The following is a 19,301-nucleotide window of genomic DNA, read 5'->3' as shown; positions in this document are numbered from 1 at the left end:
GGTGGTGGGTGGCCGGGTGTGGCCGGGTGTGGCCGGTCAGGTGTGGGTGGTGAGGCGTTGGGGTTCGACGCCTGCGATGAGGGTGGTGAGGCCGTGGTCGATGTCGGGGCCCACGTACCAGTCGCCGGTGTGGTCGAGGGTGTAGACGCGGCCTTCGGTGTCGATGGCGAGGAGTGAGCGGGTCTCGGTCTCTTCGCCGAGGGGGCAGACCTCGGTGTCGAGGGCGCGGCCGAGGTCGCCGAGGGTGCGGGCGAGGTGGAGGCCGTGCAGGGGGTCGAGGTGGAGGGCTGCGGGGGCGAGCTGGCGGCCGGGGCCGGTGGGGGTGATGTGCAGTCCGCCGAATTCGGCCCAGGCTTCGACGGCGGCGGGGAAGACGGTGTGCCGGTGTCCTGCGGGGGAGGTGTGCTCGCGGAGGGCGTCGGCCCAGACCTCGGCCTGTTTTATGTCCCAGCGTCCGGGTTGCCAGCCGGCGGCGCGCAGGGCGGCGTCGACGGGCACGGAGAAGCGCGTGGTGGAGGTGCGGTCGGGGTGCATCTGCCCTTCGTTCGTGTGTGGTGCGGGTGCGGGTGCGGGTGCTGTGTTCGTGTGTGGGGTGTCAGTCGCCGGTGGTGGGGTCGACGATGCGGACGCCGAAGTGGGCGGTGAGGGCGGCGCAGGCCCGGCAGGGGGCGGCGAAGCTGCCGTGGAGCGGGTCGCCGTCCTCGCGTATGCGGCGGGCGGTGAGCTTGGCCTGTTTGAGGGCTTTGCGGGCTTCGCCGTTGGTCATGGGTTTGCGGGCGGCGCGTTTGCTGCGGGCGCCGTCGGCGGTGGTGATGTGCCGTGAGACGAGGATGGCTTCGGCGCAGCGTCCGGTGGAGCGGTCGCGTTGTGCGCTGGGCAGGGAGTCGAGGAATTCCTGGACCAGGGGGTGCAGCGGGGGCGGCTGGTCGCCGCGGGCGGCGGTGCCGGTGAGGGTGGCGCCGCGGACGGAGAGGGCGGCGGCGACGGTGGGCAGGATGCCGTCGCGGCGGTGCAGGAGGGTGGGCGCGGGGGGTGTTTCGGTGCTGCTCCAGCCGATGCGGGGGTCGCCGCTGGTGGCGGCGTGTCGTTCTCCGGGCACGGCGGTGTGCGGTCCCGTCTGCGTGGTGTTCATGATCGTCTTCCCCTCCCGGGCATCCCCCTGAAAAGTCACAGACTGCCAAATCGGGTGGCGTGTGCGGTAGCTGGGGCGGTGCGACACGCCCGGGGCGGGGCGGGCTGTCACGCGGGGGTGACGGCTGGTCACGGAAGCGGAGGCCCGGTGACCGGGGTTCGTGTACCGCATAGGCTGTCGGCACCGCGATGGGCGCGGTCGACGCGTCTGGGACGTGGGAGAGACAGCCGGTTACGGGCCGGGGCGCGCTGATGGGTGTGGTCCGGTTCGTACAGAGTGCCGCAGGGGGCAACCGTCATGACGACAGGTCGGCTCGGGATGGGGGCGCCGCCCAGCCGCCAGGCCGGTGGGCAGGCCGGGCCGCCGAACGCGGCCTATGCCGGGCAGGTCGTGCATTTCCCGGATCCGGTCCGGGCGGCACGTCATCCGCGGGGGGTGCGGGTCGATGAGCACGGTTACCCCGATTTCTCGCCCTACGCGCGTGCGGCGGCGGAGATCGCGGATCCGCCGGAGGGTTTCGGTGTGGACGAGCTGCGGCTGACGGACTACGTGTCGGCGAACGCGGTGCTGTCGGCGTCGGGCCATGAGTTGTGGGACACGGTGCCGGCGGTGGCGACGCCGCACGGCTGGACGTGGCATCACGTGGCCGGGTCGCGGCGGTTGGAGCTGGTGCCGGTCGAGGTGAAGGCGCTGCTGCGGCATCACGGCGGGGTGGCGACGGCGCGGGTGGACCAGGACAGGCGGGGCACGCGGCCGTTGCAGGAGACGCGTCCGGCTCATGTGGGTCTGCCGAAGTCGGGCGTGGCGGTGTCGGAGTCGCAGGTGCTGGGGGTGGAGGAGGACCTGGGGTACCGGCTGCCGGGTGCGTACCGCTCCTTCCTGAAGGCGGCGGGCGGTTGCGCGCCGGTGGGGACGGCGCTGGACGCCGAGTTGGGTCTGCTGCTGGACCAGCCGTTCTTCACGGTGCGTGACGAGGCCGCGGTGAACGATCTGGTGTACGTCAACAAGTGTCTGCGTGACCATCTGACCAAGGACTACCTGGGCGTGTGTTTCGTGCAGGGTGGTCTGCTGGCGGTGAAGGTGCGGGGCGACCGGGTGGGTTCGGTGTGGTTCTGCGCGTACGACGATGTGCGGGACGTGGATCCCGCGTTGCCGCCGGCCGAGCGGGTGGAGCGGCTTCTGCTGCCGTGCGGTGAGGATTTCGACGCGTTCCTGTCCCGGTTGGCGGGTTCTCCGCCGGAGTTGGAGACGGTGGCGGATCTGATGGTGGACGGCGGTTTCGCCCGTGCCGTCTCTGTTGGCTCGGGGGAGTGAGTTTCGGCATGGTGACGTTCGCGCAGGCGCAGGAGCGCGCGGAGGAGTGGATCAACGGCGATGTGCCGGCGTACCAGCATCGTGAGGTGCGGGTGCGGGAGTTCGGTCTCGGGTTCGTGGTGTGGGGTGAGGACCGTGCGGGGGGTCCGCGTTCGGACGGGGGCGGGCAGCGGTTGGTCATCGCGAGGGATTCCGGGGACGCGACGCTGTGGCCGGCGTTGCCGGTGGGTGAGGTGATCCGCCGGTACGAGGAGGAGTACGGCGGTGAGGAGGAGGTCGCCGACGCGGTGCCGGCGGCCGCGCAGCGGGTCGATCTGCATCAGACGTCGTTCCTGTTGAGTCCGCCGGAGTGGCTTCAGGAGGCGGCGGACAAGCTGGGGATCCCGGATCGTCGGGGTGCGGGCGAGGAGTCGTCGGCCGGTGAGCCGGACGGGGAGTCCGTGGCCGGCGGTGCGGGGTCCGCGGAGCTGGCGCGGACGCAGGCGGGTGTGCCGGCGGGTGCCGGTGGGTCGGCGTGGCCGGCGGCGGGCGGCGGCGAGGGTGCGGCCGATGTGCCCGCGGGTGCGACGCCTTGGGCGGGTACCGACACGAACGCCGATGCCGGTGAGGACCGTTCGGTTCCGTTGCCGGCGACGGTGTTCGCGCCGCCGTTGAGCGGTTCCGACCACGGGGTGCTGGGTGATGCGGAGACGGCGCTGATGGCGGCGGGCAGCCAGCTGCCGCGTACGGCGGTGTCCCCGGCGCTGGCTGATCCGGACGGGCCGGGTGGGCAGGGCGGTGCCGGTGCGCCGTCGGCGCCGCCGTACGGCCGTCCGCAGGGGCCGGCGGCTTCGGGGGTGCCTGCTCCGGGTGTCGCGGACGGGCCGCCCGCGGGTTCGGTTCCGCCGGCGCCTTCCTACGGTTATCCGCAGGAGCCGGCGGCTGCGGGGTACGGCTATCCGCTGAGTCCGGCGGACGCTCCGGGTGGGCCGCGGCCCGCGGCGGGTCCGGGCCGTCCGCTGCCGCCGAACGCGAGTGACATAGCGGACGCGGCGACGAGCAGGGCCGCTCCGCCGCCGCGCAGGGCGCGGGGCGGGGCCGGTGCGCCGCCTCCGCCGCCGGGTGTTCCGGGTGTGCCGGGTGCGCGTCCGGCGGGTGCGCCTCAGCCGGTCCCGGCGGCGCCGGGTGCTCCGGCGGGCGGGTACGCGCCGACGCAGATGGTGTCGGCGCAGGGTCCGGAGGCTCCCGAGGGGCCCGGTGGTCCGGTGCGGGCGGCGGGCGGGCCGATTCCGCCGGGTGCTCCTAAGCCGCCCGGTGCGCCAGGCGGTACGCCTCCTGGTGACGTCCATCGGTCGGCCACGGTGCTGGCCGATCCGAGCGCGCTGGGCGGGGGCGTGCCCAAGCCTCCGGGCGCCCTTGGTGTGCCTCCGGCTCCGGGCGTGCAGCCGCCGCCGCCCGCCCCTGGAGCGCCGTTCGCGCCGGGCGCGCCGCAGCCTCCTGGTGCCCCCGGTACGCCTCCCGCTCCCGGTGCGCCGGGCCCCTTCGGTGGTCCGCAGGGCGCGGTCCATCACGCGGAGACCGTGCTGGCCGGGCCTCCGGTGGGTGCTCCCGGCGCCCCGCCGCCGCCCCTGCCCGCTCCCGGCGTACCCGCGGCTCCGGGTGCCCCCGGCATGCCGCCGGGCGCCCCGCAGATGCCGCCGCCGATGCCGGCCGGTGCGATGCCGCCGCCCGGACAGCCAGGGCCGGGGCAGCAGCCGCCCGCCTACGGCTATCCGCAGCAGGGCCTGCCGACCGTGGGCCCCGGCTACCAGGCGGTGCTGCGCTACCGGGCGCAGGACGGTTCCGAGCAGCAGCTGATCCGGCGTTCGGCGCCGGGGACGCCGCACCCGGAGTGGCAGATCTACCACGAGCTGCGGGCGCTGAACGTGCCGCCGGACCAGGTGCTGGAGCTGCACACGGAGCTGGAGTCCTGCGAGCTGCCGGGTGCCTACTGTGCGCGGATGATCCGGGAGCAGTGGCCGCAGGCACGCCTCGCCAGCATCGCGCCGTACGGGACGGATCACGCGAGCCGGCAGCAGGGCATGCGCGAGTTGCTGGCGCACCAGGGCGAGTTGCACCAGGTGGCGGCGGGTCCTGCCCGGCCCGCGCCGGTGCGGGCGCCGTTGCCGCAGGTGCAGGCGGCGCCGCCGGTCCCGCCCGAGGCGATCGCGCAGGAACTGGGCGCGGCGTTCGGGCCGGGCGTGTTCCGGTTCGAGCAGGCGGCGGTGTCGCGGCAGGGGGTGCCGCCGATCGTGGCGCACATGCTGGTGGCGGCCGGACTGCCGCTGGACATGGGGCCGTTCTTCTGGGCGCAGGCCCAGCCCGGCCGTCCGGTGCCGACGCTGGCGGAGCTGGCGCAGGAGCGCGGGCTGCGGCCGGCGCCGGACGCGGGGTCGTACCTGGTGATGGGCACCGACTTCGGCAAGGCGGTGTGTGTGCAGTACGGCACCGCGAACATCGTGGCCGTGCCGGTGGAGGCGGGGCCGGGCGGGGCGTCCGTGCCGCCGCAGTTCGTCAACACCGGGCTGCCGGAATTCGCGCGCTGCCTGGCGCTGCTGGGCCGGATGTGGCGGCTCAGGTTCGGCCTGAACCAGGAGCAGGCGGGCCGCTGGACCGTCGACTTCCAGGCCCAGCTCGCCTCCCTGGACCCGGCGGCGCTCGGCTCGCCGGAGAGCTGGTGGTCGGTGCTGCTGGAGCAGATGTGGGACGGGCTGCTGTAGCGCGTCGGTGGCAACAGCCGGTGAGGGCCGGTCCGGGCGGGTGAACCGGGCCGGCCCTCACGCGTGTGCGCGTCCTGGCGCGCGAAGCGGGCAGGCGTGGCGCTCCGGCCGTGACACGTCTGCGGAGTGTCGCGTTATGAACACTTACGCCCTATCCATCAAGATGTGCGCGAAATCATCATTTTCGTGCGGATCCGGCGGAGAGGGGTTCCAGGGTGAGCAGCGCATCGGTGCCGCCGTACGACTTCGTGACCGGCCGGGGGCGTGGTTACCGACCCGACCAGGTCGACACGTTCCTGGTGGCCCTCTCGCAGGACCGCGACGACGCGTGGGAGCGGGCCGCGCGGCTCACCGTGCTCGCCAAGGACATGGAGGCGGAGTTCGCGCGGGTGCGGGCCGTCGTCGAGCAGCTTCCGCCGCAGACCTACGAGACGCTCGGGGACCGCGCGGCGCGGATCTTCCGGCTGGTGACGGACGAGGCGGCGGCGTTGCGCGACGGCGCGCGGCGCGCGCTGACCGAAGGGGTCGTGGAGGCGGCGGAGTCCGCCGAGAACGAGCGCTCCACGGCCGGTGAGGAGGCGGACGCGCTGCGCGCGGACACCGAGGAGCGGGCCCGCCATCTGCTGCTCGCGGCGCAGGCCGAGGCCGAGGAGATCCGTATCACCGCCCGGCTGGAGGTCAAGGAGCAGCGCGGCGAGGCCCTCGCGGCGCTGCGCGAGATGCGCCGGCGCACCACCGCGATGCTCGCCGAGCAGGCCGCGGAGCACGCCGCGCGGTGGAGCGAGGAGGACCGTGAGGAGGCGGCGCGCGCCGCCGCGCTCGAGACGGAGACCGCCGACCGCCTCGCGCGCGCGGAGGCCGCGCTGGCCGAGGCGACCCGTGCGGTGGCCGAGGCGGAGGAGTGGCAGCACCGCTCCCAGGAGGCGGCGCAGGTGCGGGCCGAGGAGATCCTCGCGGAGGCGCGGGCGCGGGAGGAGCGCATCGCGCGGGACACCGAGCGGGTGCTGCGCGAGCACGGGGAGACCTGGGACGACGTACAGGCGCACATGGACCACATGCGGGACAGCCTCATGACCCTGACGGGCCGGGCGACGGCCGAATAGCACCCGGCCCCCCGCTCCCGTCCGGCCCCCGGTCCCGTCCCTCCCCGTCAGGTCCCCCGGCGGTTGGTGCCCGCCAGGATCCTGCTCTCCACCGCCTCGTACTGCCGGCGCTGCTCGGCCGCCCCGCGCCGGTCGGAGGCGACCGTTCCCAGCCAGCCCAGGAGGAAGCCGGCCGGGATGGAGACGATGCCGGTGGTGGTGAAGGGGAACCAGTTGACGTCGGCGTGCGGGAAGGCGGCGCCCGGGGTGCCGGAGACCAGGTTCGTACCCGGCATCAGCACGAGCACGGTGAGGGAGCCGCCGACGAGGGTGCACAGCAGGCCGGTCCGGGTGTAGCGACGCCAGAAGAGGCCGTAGACGAGGGCCGGGGCGAGGGCGGAGGCGCCGAGGCAGAAGGAGAGGGTGGCCAGGGGCTGCAGGCTGTGGTGCTGGACCAGGGTCGCGAGCAGGATCGTGGGGACTCCGGTGGCGAGTGCGCAGAGGCGGGCGAGTCTTATCTCGCGCCGGGCCGGGAGCTCCTTGCCGCGGCTCGCGAGGACGTCGTGGGCGAGGGAGTTGGCGCAGGCCAGGATCATGCCGGCGACGGAGGCGAGCAGGGTGAGGAAGAGCGCGGTGGTGACGGTGGTGAAGAGCAGGGTGCCCGCCGCCGACAGGTGGGTACCGAACGCAGCGCGCGAGCCCAGCAGATAGGCGGTGTTGCCCTGCGGGTCGGCGGCGGTGATGGCGGCGCGCCCGACCAGGGCGGTGGCGCCGAAGCCGACGACGCCGACGACCAGGACGAACAGGGCGACGCCCGACACGGCCCAGGACATGGAGCGGCGGACCTGGCGGGCGTCGGCGGCCGTGTACATGCGCATGGTGACGTGCGGCAGACAGGCGCCGCCGAGGACGATGGTCAGCTCCGAGCTGATCATGTCCAGGCGGGGGGCGGGTCCGGCGGCGAACTGGAGGCCGGAGTGCAGGTAGGCGGCTCCGGCGCCGCTGCCCCGGGCCGCCGCGGTGAGCAGGGCGCCGGGGTCCCAGGCGAAGCGGTGCAGGATCAGCAGGGCGACGGCGGTGCCGGAACCGAGCAGCATGACGATCTTCAGGATCTGGATGAGGGCGGTGCCCTTCATGCCGCCGATGGCCGCGTAGCTGATCATCAGTGCGCCGAGGCCGATGACGCAGCAGGTCTGCACGGACTCGTTCGAGAAGCCGAGGACGAACGCCATCAGCTGGCCGGCGCCGGCCAGCTGGACCAGCATCAGCGGCAGCAGGGCGGCGATGGTCACCGCGCAGGCCGCGATCCGTACGGACCGGCCGGGCATCCGGCGGGCCAGCGCGTCGCCCATGGTGAACCGGCCCGCGTTGCGCAGCGGTTCGGCCAGCAGGAACATCAGCAGCATCAGCGACAGGGCGGTGCTCAGGGCGAGGACGACGCCGTCGTAGCCGCACAGGGCGATCACGCCGCCGGTGCCGAGGACACTGGCGGCGGAGATGTAGTCGCCGGCGATGGCCAGGCCGTTGCGCAGCGGGGAGAGGGAGCCGTAGCCGGTGTAGAACGCGTCGAGGTCGTCGCGGTCCGGTCCGGTCAGCACGCACAGCAGGAGGGTGAGGGTGGCGACGGCGGTGAAGGCCACCAGCGCCGCCGAGGACACCGAGGACACCGAGGACATGGGCGGTGCGGAGCCGGTCACCGCGCGGCTCCTCGCCTGGCGTCCAGCTCCGCGGTCCTGCGGATGCGGTCGGCGAGCGGGTCGACGCGGCGGCGGGCCGTGTGCTCGTACAGGGCGATCGCCAGCCAGGTGACGGGCAGTTGGAGGAAGGCGAGGAGCAGTCCCGCGGGCACGCCGTCGGCGACCGTGCTGGTCATCACGCCCGGGGCGAACGCCGACAGCGCCAGGAACAGCGTGAAGTAGCCGAGCGCGGTGAGGGTCGGGATGCGCCGCTGGAGGCGGCAGGCGCCGCGCAGCACCCGCAGGTCGCTGTGGTGGCCGACCGGTGCCCGGTGCGGCACGTGACGGGGCTGCTGCGGCGGTGGCGGCGGTGGCTGCCACGGGTAGGTGAGGGACGACGGCTCGCGCGGGGAAGGGTCCTGGGACATCCCGGTGCTCCTTGCGTGGCTCGGGTCCGTGGCGGCGGACCGCAGGGAGAGGGGGGAGCGGGGTCACGCACCCTACTCGCAAGTAGCCGGGGCTCGCGGCCTTTTCCGTCAACTGGCCGGGCGGTATGCGCTTACCCGGGCGGAGCCGGTCCGACCAGGGGTGTTACCCGCGTTAACCAAGCGGTGGGAGCGGGCTCGCGGGGGCCGTGTCGATACGGGGTCCGGTCAGTCCGCGAGGACCGGGAAGCGCCGCGGGGCCACGAACAGCAGGACCAGGAACGCCAGTGCGGCCGCGCACCCGGCGCCGAGGTACACGGCGTGCACCGCGTCCGCGATCGCGTGCCGCGTGGACTCGGCGGCGGTTGCGTCGTCCAGCGCGCGGGTGACCGAGTCGAGGTCGCCGGCGCCGCCCAGGCGGGAGGCGAGCACCCCGTTGGCGATCGCGCCGAACACCGAGGCGCCCACCGTCTGTCCGGTCTGGCGGCAGAAGAGCACCGACGCGGTGGTCGTGCCGCGCTCCGCCCAGCCCACCGTCGACTGCACGCCGACGATCAGCGGCAGCTGGAACAGGCCGAGCGCGCCGCCCAGGACGAGCATGAGCAGCGCCGGCTGCCAGGCGGCGCCGGGGTAGGGCAGGAAGGGGAAGGCGAAAAGGATCAGCGCGGCCACGCCGATGCCGAGCAGCGCGGTGTCGCGGAAACCGATCCGCCGGTAGACGTGCTGGCTCAGGGCCGCCGAGACCGGCCAGCTCAGCGTCCACACCGACAGCACGAATCCGGCGGCCACCGGCGCGAGGCCGAGGACCGACTGGGCGTAGGTGGGCAGGAACACCGCGGGCGCCACCATCAGCAGCCCCAGCGCGCCGAGCGCGAGGTTGACCGCGGCGATCGTCCGGCGGCGCCACACCCAGCCCGGGATGATCGGTTCCGCGGCCCGGCGCTCGATCCACACCACGAGCCCCACCAGCGCGAGCCCGGTCGCGAACAGCGCGCACGACGGCGCGGACCACCACGCCCACGCCACCCCGCCCTGGACGAGCGCCGTCAGCAGGACGCCTCCGCACGCGAAGACCGCCAGCGCGCCGGCCCAGTCCACCCGTGGGCGCGTGCGCGGTGCGCGCTCCGGCTCGTGCAGATGGCGCACGATCAGCCAGAGCGCCGCGGCGCCGATCGGCAGATTGACGAGGAAGATCCACCGCCAGTCCGCGTAGGTGGCCAGCACTCCGCCGATCCCCGGCCCGGCGACCGCGGACACCGCCCACACCGTGGACAGCTTGGACTGGATCCTCGGGCGCTCCTTGAGCGGGTACAGGTCGGCGGCCAGGGTCTGCACGGTGCCCTGCAGCGCGCCGCCGCCGAGGCCCTGCACGATCCGGAACGCGATCAGCGCGGCCATGTTCCAGGCGAGCGAGCACAGCAGCGACCCCAGCAGGAACACCACGGCGCCCGCGACCAGTACCGGCTTGCGGCCGAAGGTGTCGGAGAGCTTGCCGTACACCGGCAGCGTCACCGTCACGGCCAGCAGATAGCCGGAGAACAGCCAGGAGAAGACCGAGAACCCGCCGAGGTCGCCCACGATCTGCGGCACGGCCGTGGAGACGACGGTGGAGTCGAGCGCGGCCAGCGCCATCGCCAGCATCAGCGCCGCCACCACGGCGCGCCGCCGGCCCGTCGCGGCGCCGGGCCCGGCCGCCCGTATCGCGGGTTTCGTGTGCTCCACCCCGGATCCCCTCCTCATGCGTTCCCCCTGCATCTATGTCGCGTGCGACAGCTTCCCATCCGCCCCCGACCTGCCGGGAGTGCGCGTCCGCCGGTCCGCGCGCCGGGAGAGGCGGGAGGCCGGCCGGGTCCGGGGGTGGAGCCGGACCCGGAGAAGGGCTCCACCCGGCGGTGGACTTCCCCTAGGGGGCCCTCCGTACCAGGGCTCGGGGCGGGGTCGTACCGCCGGAGGACGAGACGGCACCCCCGCCGTCCTTAACCTGGCTTTACGCCGCCGGGGGGCGGTTGACCGAACCGCCGGGGGTGGGGTTTTCCCCCGGGAAAGACGGGGCTTCGCACCAGAGCGGAGCGGACCCGCCCACCGCGAGACTCGTCGTCGTACCGAACGCTTCGCAGCAGGACGCGGCACCGTGCCGCCGTTCGCTGACCGACTTAGGAGACATACCGTGACATCGGCTGTGACCATTCCCAGGCACGGGGGCACTGGAGGGCGTACGGCCGTTGCCGCGCGAGCGCGGCAGGTCGTCAAGGCGTACGGGTCCGGAGAGACCCGGGTCGTCGCTCTCGACCACGTCGACGTGGACATCACGCGGGGTCAGTTCACCGCGATCATGGGCCCCTCCGGGTCCGGCAAGTCCACCCTGATGCACTGCCTCGCCGGGCTCGACACCGTGACGAGCGGTCAGATCCACCTGGACGAGACCGAGATCACCGGCCTGAAGGACAAGAAGCTCACGCAGCTGCGCCGGGACCGGATCGGGTTCATCTTCCAGGCCTTCAACCTGCTGCCGACGCTGAACGCGCTGGAGAACATCACGCTCCCCATGGACATCGCCGGCCGCAAGGCCGACCAGGAGTGGCTGCGGCGCGTGGTCGAGACCGTGGGGCTCGCGGACCGGCTCAGGCACCGGCCCACGCAGCTCTCCGGCGGCCAGCAGCAGCGCGTGGCCGTGGCGCGCGCCCTCGCCGCCCGCCCCGAGATCATCTTCGGGGACGAGCCGACCGGAAACCTCGACTCCCGCGCGGGCGCGGAGGTCCTCGGCTTCCTGCGCAGCTCCGTCGACGACCTGGGCCAGACGATCGTGATGGTCACGCACGACCCGGTCGCGGCCTCCTACGCGGACCGCGTGCTCTACCTCGCCGACGGCCGGATCGTGGACGAGATGTTCAGGCCGACCGCGGACACCGTCCTTGACCGCATGAAGGACTTCGACGCGCGGGGGCGTACGTCATGACCGTCATGAAGACCTCGATGCGCAACTTCTTCGCGCACAAGGGACGCATGGCCCTGTCGGCCGTGGCCGTGCTGCTGTCGGTGGCGTTCGTGTGCGGCACCCTGGTGTTCACCGACACGATGAACACGACGTTCGACAAACTGTTCGCGGCGACCTCGTCGGACGTGACGGTCAGCGCCAAGGGCGCCTCCGACACCGGTGAGACGACGTCCGAGAACGGTAGGCCGCCGGTCATACCGGCCTCGGTGGTCACCAGGGTCCGCGCCGCGGACGGCGTCAAGGCGGCCGAGGGAACGGTCTTCTCGACGTCCGTGACCGTCGTCGACGCCCAGAAGGACAGCCTGTCGCCGTCCAGCGGGGCGCCGACGATCGTGGGCAGCTGGAACGCCAACGACGCCCGCACCATGAAGATCACCTCCGGTGCGGCCCCGGCCGGCCCCGGCCAGATCATGGTGGACGCCGACACCGCCGACAAGCACCACCTCGAACTCGGCGACGAGATCGGCGTGATCAGCGCGGTCGGCACGCACACCGCGAAGATCTCCGGCATCGCCGACTTCACCGTCACCAACCCCGGTGCCGCGATCTTCTACCTGGACACGAAGACCGCGCAGCGCACCCTGGTCGGGCGCGGCGGTGTCTTCACCGACGTCAACGTGACCGCCGCCGCCGGCGTCACCGACGCCCGGCTGAAGCGGAACGTGATCGGTGAACTCGGCAGCGGCTACCAGGTGCAGACCGCCAAGGAGACCGCCGACGCCAACCAGAAGGACGTCGAGAGCTTCATGGACGTCATGAGGTACGCGATGCTCGGCTTCGCCGGGATCGCCTTCCTCGTCGGCATCTTCCTGATCATCAACACCTTCTCGATGCTGGTCGCCCAGCGCACCCGCGAGATCGGCCTGATGCGGGCCGTCGGCTCCAGCCGCGGCCAGGTCAACCGGTCCGTGCTCGTCGAGGCGCTGCTGCTCGGCGTGGTCGGTTCGGTCCTCGGCGTCGGCGCGGGCGTCGGCATCGCGGTCGGGCTGATGAAACTCATGGGCTCGATGGGCATGCACCTGTCGACCAGTGACCTGACGGTCGCCTGGACGACCCCAGTGCTCGGCCTGATCCTCGGCGTCCTCGTCACCGTCCTCGCCGCCTACCTGCCCGCACGACGGGCCGGCAAGGTCTCCCCGATGGCCGCCCTGCGGGACGCGGGCGCCCCCGCCGACGCCAGGGCGGGCGCCGTACGGGCCGTCCTGGGCCTCCTGCTGACCGCCGGCGGCGGCTACGGCCTCTACCTGGCCGCGCACGCCGACAAGGCGTCCCAGGGCGCCGCCTGGCTGGGCCTGGGCATCGTCCTGTCGCTGATCGGGTTCGTCGTCATCGGGCCGCTGCTCGCGGGCGCCGTCGTCCGGGTCCTGGGCGCCGTCCTGCTGCGGATGTTCGGCCCCGTGGGACGCCTGGCCGAACGCAACGCGCTGCGCAACCCGCGCCGCACCGGTGCCACGGGCGCCGCCCTGATGATCGGGCTCGCGCTGGTCGCCTGCCTCTCGGTGGTCGGCTCCTCCATGGTCGCCTCCGCCAGCGACCAGCTCGACAAGACCGTCGGCACGGACTTCATCATCCAGTCCGACAGCGGCCAGCGGATCACCCCGCAGGCCGTCAAGGCGGTCAAGGACACGGCGGGGCTCGCGCGGGTCACCGATTACCGGGTCACCACGGCCGACTACACCACCCCCGACGGCAAGACGCTCAAGGACACCGACATCACGGCGGCCGACCTGACCTACGCCACCGACCTGCGGACCAAGACCGTCGCCGGTGACCTCAAGAACGCCTACCTGCCGGACTCGATGTCCGTGCACGAGAAGTTCGCCCGGGCGCACGGCATCCACCTCGGCTCGAAGATCACCGTCAAGTTCAAGCAGGGGCGCACGGCCCGCCTGACGGTCCGCGCGATCACCAGCAGCGACGGCCTCATCGACGCCGGAGCCAAGTACACGTCGATCGCCACCCTCGCCACGTACGTGCCGGCCGACCGGATGCCCCTCGACGACCTGCTCTTCGCCACCGCCAAGGACGGGCAGCAGGACACCGCGTACACGTCGCTCAAGTCCGCGCTGCACGACTACCCGCAGTACACGGTCCGCGACCAGACCGACTACAAGCAGGCGCTCAAGGACCAGATCGGCCAGCTGCTGAACCTGATCTACGGGCTGCTCGCACTGGCGATCATCGTCGCGGTCCTCGGTGTCGTGAACACCCTGGCGCTGTCGGTGGTCGAGCGGACGCGGGAGATCGGCCTCATGCGCGCCATCGGCCTCTCCCGCCGCCAGCTGCGCCGGATGATCCGCATGGAGTCCGTGGTCATCGCCCTCTTCGGCGCCCTGCTGGGCCTCGGACTCGGCATGGGCTGGGGCGCGACCGCGCAGAAGCTGCTCGCCCTGCAGGGCCTGAAGGTCCTGGAGATCCCGTGGCCGACGATCATCGGGGTCTTCGTCGGCTCGGCCTTCGTGGGCCTGTTCGCCGCGCTGGTCCCGGCCTTCCGGGCGGGCCGCATGAACGTCCTGAAGGCGATCGCGACCGACTGAGCCGCACACCAGGACCACCGCACACGGGGGTTGCGGGGGAACGCCCGGCGCCGGGGACCCGAGGGTCTCCCGGCGCCGGGCGCGTCGTCGTTCCGCGGGTCCGGGACGGTGGCGGGCGGGCATAGGCTTCAGGGGTCAGGGGGCGGAGCCCCTGGTACGGCCACCGCGCCGCGTCGCGCCTCACCGGGCCTCGGAGGTTGTCCACAGCCCCGGCGGTCACGCCCGCGTAGTCGTACGCTGGAAACCCCCCGGTCGCAGCCCGCACCGGGCGCTTCGCGTTGCCCGCCCCCGAAACGCCGCTCGAAAAGCCCCCCGAAGAACCCCGGACGAAAGCCGCCCTGAATGAGCCTGCACGGTCTGCTCGACGCCGTCGTCAAGGACGCCGCACTCGCCGAAGCGATCAAGGCGGCCGCGGACGGCAACCGCATGCACGTCGACATGGTCGGCCCGCCCGCGGCCCGCCCCTTCGCGATCGCCGCCCTCGCCCGTGAGACCGGCCGCCCCGTCCTCGCCGTCACCGCTACCGGCCGCGAGGCCGAGGACCTGGCCGCCGCCCTGCGCACCCTGCTGCCGTCCGAGGGCGTCGTGGAGTACCCCTCCTGGGAGACGCTGCCGCACGAGCGGCTCAGCCCCCGCAGCGACACCGTCGGCCGCCGCCTCGCCGTGCTGCGCCGCCTCGCCCACCCGACCTCCGACGACCCCGAGACCGGCCCGGTCTCCGTCGTCGTCTCGCCCGTACGATCCGTGCTCCAGCCGCAGGTCAAGGGCCTCGGCGACCTGGAACCCGTGGCACTGCGCACCGGACAGAGCGCCGATCTCAACACCGTCGTGGAAGCCCTCGCGGCCGCCGCCTACGCGCGCGTGGAGCTCGTCGAGAAGCGCGGCGAGTTCGCCGTGCGCGGCGGCATCCTCGACGTGTTCCCGCCCACCGAGGAGCACCCGCTGCGCGTGGAGTTCTGGGGCGACGACATCGAGGAGATCCGCTACTTCAAGGTCGCCGACCAGCGCTCCCTGGAGGTCGCCGACCACGGCCTGTGGGCGCCGCCCTGCCGCGAGCTGCTGCTCACCGAGGACGTCCGCGACCGCGCGCGTGCCCTGGCCGAACAGCACCCCGAGCTGGGCGAGCTGCTGCACAAGATCGCCGAGGGGATCGCCGTCGAGGGCATGGAGTCGCTGGCCCCGGTCCTGGTCGACGACATGGAGCTGCTGCTCGACGTGCTGCCCAAGGGCGCGATGGCCGTCGTCTGCGACCCGGAGCGGGTCCGCACGCGCGCCGCCGACCTCGTCGCCACCTCGCAGGAGTTCCTGCAGGCGTCCTGGGCGGCCACCGCGGGCGGCGGCGAGGCACCCATCGACGTCGGCGCGGCCTCCCTGTGGTCCATCGCGGACGTCCGCGACCGCGCGCGCGAGCTGGACATGATGTGGTGGTCGGTGTCGCCGTTCGCCGCCGACGAGGAGCTGTCCGCCGACACCCTCAAGCTCGGCATGCACGCCACCGAGACCTACCGCGGCGACACCGCCAAGGCCCTCGCCGACACCAAGGGCTGGCTCGCCGACGGCTGGCGCACGGTCTACGTCACCGAGGGCCACGGCACCGCCTCCCGCACCGTCGAGGTGCTCGGCGGCGAGGGCATCGCGGCCCGCCTGGACGTCGACCTCGGCGAGCTGAGCCCGTCGGTCGTGCACGTGTCCTGCGGTTCCATCGACTACGGCTTCGTCGACCCGGCGCTCAGACTGGCCGTGCTCACCGAGACCGACCTCTCCGGGCAGAAGGCTGCCGGCAAGGACGGCGCCCGGATGCCCGCCCGGCGCCGCAAGACCATCGACCCGCTCACCCTGGAGTCCGGCGACTACATCGTCCACGAGCAGCACGGCGTCGGCCGCTACATCGAGATGGTGCAGCGCACCGTCCAGGGCGCCACCCGCGAGTACCTGGTCGTCGAGTACGCCCCCGCCAAGCGCGGCCAGCCCGGCGACCGGCTGTACATCCCGACCGACCAGCTGGAGCAGATCACCAAGTACGTCGGCGGCGAGGCGCCCACCCTGCACCGCCTGGGCGGCGCGGACTGGACGAAGACCAAGGCGCGCGCCAAGAAGGCCGTCAAGGAGATCGCCGCCGACCTGATCAAGCTGTACAGCGCGCGGATGGCCGCGCCCGGGCACGCGTTCGGCACGGACACGCCCTGGCAGCGCGAGCTGGAGGACGCCTTCCCGTACGCGGAGACCCCTGACCAGCTGACCACCATCGCCGAGGTCAAGGACGACATGGAGAAGTCGATCCCGATGGACCGGCTGATCTGCGGCGACGTCGGCTACGGCAAGACCGAGATCGCGGTCAGGGCCGCCTTCAAGGCCGTCCAGGACGGCAAGCAGGTCGCCGTCCTGGTACCCACCACGCTGCTGGTGCAGCAGCACTTCGGCACGTTCTCCGAGCGGTACGCGCAGTTCCCGGTGAGCGTGAAGGCGCTCTCCCGCTTCCAGACCGACACCGAGTCCAAGGCCACCCTGGAAGGTCTGAAGGACGGCGCGGTCGACGTCGTCATCGGCACCCACCGGCTGTTCGCCTCGGAGACCAAGTTCAAGGACCTGGGCCTGGTCATCGTCGACGAGGAGCAGCGCTTCGGCGTCGAGCACAAGGAGCAGCTGAAGAAGCTGCGCGCCAACGTCGACGTGCTCACCATGTCCGCGACCCCGATCCCGCGCACCCTGGAGATGGCGGTCACCGGCATCCGCGAGATGTCCACGATCACCACCCCGCCGGAGGAACGGCACCCGGTGCTCACCTTCGTGGGCCCCTACGAGGAGAAGCAGATCGGCGCCGCCATCCGCCGCGAACTGCTGCGCGAGGGCCAGGTCTTCTACATCCACAACCGGGTCGAGTCGATCGACCGCGCGGCGGCCAGGCTCCGCGACATCGTCCCCGAGGCGCGCATCGCCACCGCCCACGGCCAAATGTCGGAATCGGCGCTGGAACAGGTCGTCGTCGACTTCTGGGAGAAGAAGTTCGACGTGCTGGTCTCCACGACGATCGTGGAGTCCGGCATCGACATCTCCAACGCCAACACCCTGATCGTGGAGCGCGGCGACACCTTCGGCCTGTCCCAGCTGCACCAGCTGCGCGGCCGGGTCGGGCGCGGGCGCGAGCGCGGGTACGCGTACTTCCTGTACCCGCCGGAGAAGCCGCTCACCGAGACCGCGCACGAACGGCTCGCCACCATCGCCCAGCACACCGAGATGGGCGCGGGCATGTACGTGGCGATGAAGGACCTGGAGATCCGCGGCGCGGGCAACCTGCTCGGCGGCGAGCAGTCCGGCCACATCGCGGGCGTCGGCTTCGACCTGTACGTCCGGATGGTCGGCGAGGCGGTGGCGGACTACCGGCGGCAGCTGGAGACCGGCGAGATCGAGGAGGAGCCGCCGCTGGAGGTCAGGATCGAGCTGCCCGTCGACGCGCACGTCCCGCACGACTACGCGCCCGGCGAGGGGCTGCGCCTCCAGGCCTACCGGGCCATCGCCTCCGCGAACTCCGAGGAGGACATCAAGGCGGTCCGCGAGGAACTCACCGACCGCTACGGCAAGTTGCCCGAGCCGGTGGAGAACCTGCTGCTGGTCGCCGGGCTGCGGATGCTCGCCCGCGCCTGCGGGGTCGGCGAGATCGTCCTCCAGGGCACCACCATCCGTTTCGCCCCCGTCGAGTTGCGCGAGTCGCAGGAGCTGCGGCTCAAGCGGCTGTATCCCGGGACCGTCATCAAGCCCAGCGTCCACCAGGTGCTGGTGCCGCGCCCGAAGACCGCGAAGGTCGGCGGCAAGCCGCTCGTCGGACGGGATCTGCTGGGCTGGGTCGGGGAGTTCCTGGCGTCGGTGCTGGGTTCGTAGCCCGGCCGGGACGAACGCGCCCCCGCACCCGCGGACCGGGGCGGTCACGGCCGTACTCGCCGTGACCGCCCCGACGGCCACCCCCAGGCCGCCGGCTCGTTGCCCTGCGGCCTGCGGCCTGCGGCCTGCGGCCTGCGGCCTGCGGCCTGCGGCCTGCGGCCTGCGGCCGTGTCGCCGGTGCCGGGAACGGCCCGTCGCTCTCGGCTCGTTGCCCGGGCCCGGCGCCCGCTGGGCCGGTGCCGTGAACAGGCCGTCGCTCCCGGCTCGGCGCTCCGGCCCGGTGTCCGCTCCGCCGGTGCGGCGAACGGGCCTGCGCTCCCGGCCCGTTGCTCCGGCCCCGTGTCCCCTCGGCCGGTTTGACGCGTCGTCGAGCGGCAAGGCGTGCGGTACGGCGTGTGGCCGCGGTGCGGTGTGAGCGGGCGCGAAGGCGTACCGCCCTTGCTTCTCCCGGTGCGTCAAAAGGGTTCCGATAGGGGGGAGTTTCCAGCCTTTCGTTCCCTCTGGGACCCATTCGGCGTGAACCGCGCGGCGGATACCGTGAGCCAGGAGAGATCCGTCCGCGTGGGGGCGGAAAGAGGAAGGAAGAGGGGGCGCACGTGGCGCGTCTTAGGGGCGGGGCGGTCATCGCTGTGGTCGTGGTCTTCGCCGTGGCCGGCTGCAAGGACCTGCAGGACAAGGGGGGCCCGGGAGCCCAGGGTGCGACCGGCGGCGGGGGAGCGGCGATGAGCGCGGCCGACGCGCTGACCGTCAAGGGCCGGGCGCCGAAGACCGGTTACACCCGGGAGAAGTTCGGCTCCGCCTGGGCGGACACCGACTCCAACTCCTGCGACACCCGTGACGACATACTCAAGCGGGACCTCAAGGAAGTGAAGTTCACCGACGGCGACTGCAAGGTCTCCTCCGGTGTGCTGGACCCGGACCCGTACTCCGGCAAGGACGTCACCTACAAGCGCGGCCGCAGCCTGGTCGACATCGACCACCTGGTCGCCCTCTCGGACGCCTGGCAGACGGGCGCCAAGTACTGGGACGGCAGCAAGCGCATAGCCCTGGCCAACGACCCGCTCAACCTGCTGGCCGTCAACGCGAGCGCCAACCGCGGCAAGGGCGACGGCGACACCGCCACCTGGCTGCCGCCCGCCAAGGACTACCGCTGCACCTACGTCGCCGCGCAGGTGGCCGTGAAGAAGAAGTACGGGCTGTGGGTGACCGCAGCCGAGAAGGCCGCCATGAAGAAGGTCCTCGCGAGCTGCCCCGGCCAGAAGCTCCCCACGGGCGGCAACCCGACGAAGGCCCCTTCCCGGTTCAAGACCCGCTGACACGACGCTCCGCACGCACCCCGGTCCACCGCGGCCGGGGTGCGCGCATGCTCCCCGCGTGCCCGCCGGCACCACGCGCCCCTCGACGCGGGGCCGCGTCCGGCGAACGCCACACAACGGTTCGATACAACCCGGACCGCTCGTCGGTGTCGGGCCATATGCTCGAACCGACCACCGCACGGCCGGTGCCGTCCGCTGGCGGACGTACCG

Annotated in this window: 12 protein-coding genes; 7 read left to right on the top strand and 5 right to left on the bottom strand. The window is 72.9% G+C overall.

Going from position 1 to position 19,301, the window contains the following annotated elements; genetic code table 11:
* Positions 1 to 36 precede the first annotated feature (36 nt).
* Positions 37 to 534, bottom strand: coding sequence for an SUKH-3 domain-containing protein (locus ACIRQ9_RS15075; protein WP_404172050.1), 498 nt, complete (start codon positions 532 to 534; stop codon positions 37 to 39).
* 61 nt (positions 535 to 595) lie between these two features.
* Positions 596 to 1,132: a YwqJ-related putative deaminase gene (locus tag ACIRQ9_RS15070; protein WP_404172047.1), complete on the bottom strand. Its 537-nt coding sequence runs from the start codon at positions 1,130 to 1,132 to the stop codon at positions 596 to 598.
* Between the two features lie 297 nt (positions 1,133 to 1,429).
* Between ACIRQ9_RS15070 and ACIRQ9_RS15065 the strand changes: the two genes are divergently transcribed.
* The 3 genes from ACIRQ9_RS15065 to ACIRQ9_RS15055 all read left to right on the top strand — a co-directional run bounded on the left by ACIRQ9_RS15065 (position 1,430) and on the right by ACIRQ9_RS15055 (position 6,287).
* Entirely contained in the window at positions 1,430 to 2,446 is a 1,017-nt protein-coding gene (locus tag ACIRQ9_RS15065; RefSeq protein ID WP_404172044.1) for an SMI1/KNR4 family protein, read from the top strand.
* A gap of 8 nt (positions 2,447 to 2,454) precedes the next feature.
* Positions 2,455 to 5,184: an SUKH-4 family immunity protein gene (locus ACIRQ9_RS15060; protein ID WP_404172041.1), complete on the top strand. Its 2,730-nt coding sequence runs from the start codon at positions 2,455 to 2,457 to the stop codon at positions 5,182 to 5,184.
* A 215-nt stretch (positions 5,185 to 5,399) separates the two neighbouring features.
* Complete coding sequence (locus ACIRQ9_RS15055; RefSeq protein ID WP_404172038.1) at positions 5,400 to 6,287, top strand: cellulose-binding protein; 888 nt, start codon at positions 5,400 to 5,402, stop codon at positions 6,285 to 6,287.
* Positions 6,288 to 6,334: 47 nt separating this feature from the next.
* On the opposite strand, the gene ACIRQ9_RS15050 is transcribed toward ACIRQ9_RS15055, so the two are convergent.
* The 3 genes from ACIRQ9_RS15050 to ACIRQ9_RS15040 all read right to left on the bottom strand — a co-directional run bounded on the left by ACIRQ9_RS15050 (position 6,335) and on the right by ACIRQ9_RS15040 (position 10,089).
* On the bottom strand, positions 6,335 to 7,942 hold the full coding sequence (locus tag ACIRQ9_RS15050; protein WP_404172463.1) for a cation acetate symporter: 1,608 nt from the start codon (positions 7,940 to 7,942) through the stop codon (positions 6,335 to 6,337).
* A 17-nt stretch (positions 7,943 to 7,959) separates the two neighbouring features.
* Positions 7,960 to 8,370: a DUF485 domain-containing protein gene (locus ACIRQ9_RS15045; protein WP_404172035.1), complete on the bottom strand. Its 411-nt coding sequence runs from the start codon at positions 8,368 to 8,370 to the stop codon at positions 7,960 to 7,962.
* A 225-nt stretch (positions 8,371 to 8,595) separates the two neighbouring features.
* A complete protein-coding gene (locus ACIRQ9_RS15040) occupies positions 8,596 to 10,089 on the bottom strand; it encodes an MFS transporter (RefSeq protein ID WP_404172032.1) in 1,494 nt (497 codons plus the stop codon).
* A 445-nt stretch (positions 10,090 to 10,534) separates the two neighbouring features.
* On the opposite strand from ACIRQ9_RS15040, the gene ACIRQ9_RS15035 reads away from it, so the two are divergent.
* From ACIRQ9_RS15035 to ACIRQ9_RS15020, 4 genes are all read left to right on the top strand, one after another.
* Positions 10,535 to 11,323 (top strand): ABC transporter ATP-binding protein, encoded by a 789-nt coding sequence (locus ACIRQ9_RS15035; protein WP_404172029.1) that lies wholly within the window; start codon positions 10,535 to 10,537, stop codon positions 11,321 to 11,323.
* Positions 11,320 to 13,899: an ABC transporter permease gene (locus ACIRQ9_RS15030; protein WP_404172026.1), complete on the top strand. Its 2,580-nt coding sequence runs from the start codon at positions 11,320 to 11,322 to the stop codon at positions 13,897 to 13,899. Before ACIRQ9_RS15035 ends, ACIRQ9_RS15030 begins: the two co-directional genes overlap by 4 nt.
* Positions 13,900 to 14,241: 342 nt before the next feature.
* Positions 14,242 to 17,775, top strand: coding sequence for a transcription-repair coupling factor (gene mfd / locus ACIRQ9_RS15025; RefSeq protein ID WP_404172023.1), 3,534 nt, complete (start codon positions 14,242 to 14,244; stop codon positions 17,773 to 17,775).
* A 596-nt stretch (positions 17,776 to 18,371) separates the two neighbouring features.
* Positions 18,372 to 19,091: an HNH endonuclease family protein gene (locus ACIRQ9_RS15020; protein WP_404172021.1), complete on the top strand. Its 720-nt coding sequence runs from the start codon at positions 18,372 to 18,374 to the stop codon at positions 19,089 to 19,091.
* The last annotated feature ends 210 nt before the right edge of the window (positions 19,092 to 19,301 follow it).

Origin of the sequence: Streptomyces sp. NPDC101237 (assembly GCF_044767465.1) — a bacterium.
Lineage (GTDB): Bacteria > Actinomycetota > Actinomycetes > Streptomycetales > Streptomycetaceae > Streptomyces > Streptomyces gramineus.
The sequence above is the reverse complement of the archived record's forward strand: the minus strand, read 5'-3'. Positions and strand labels throughout refer to the sequence as shown.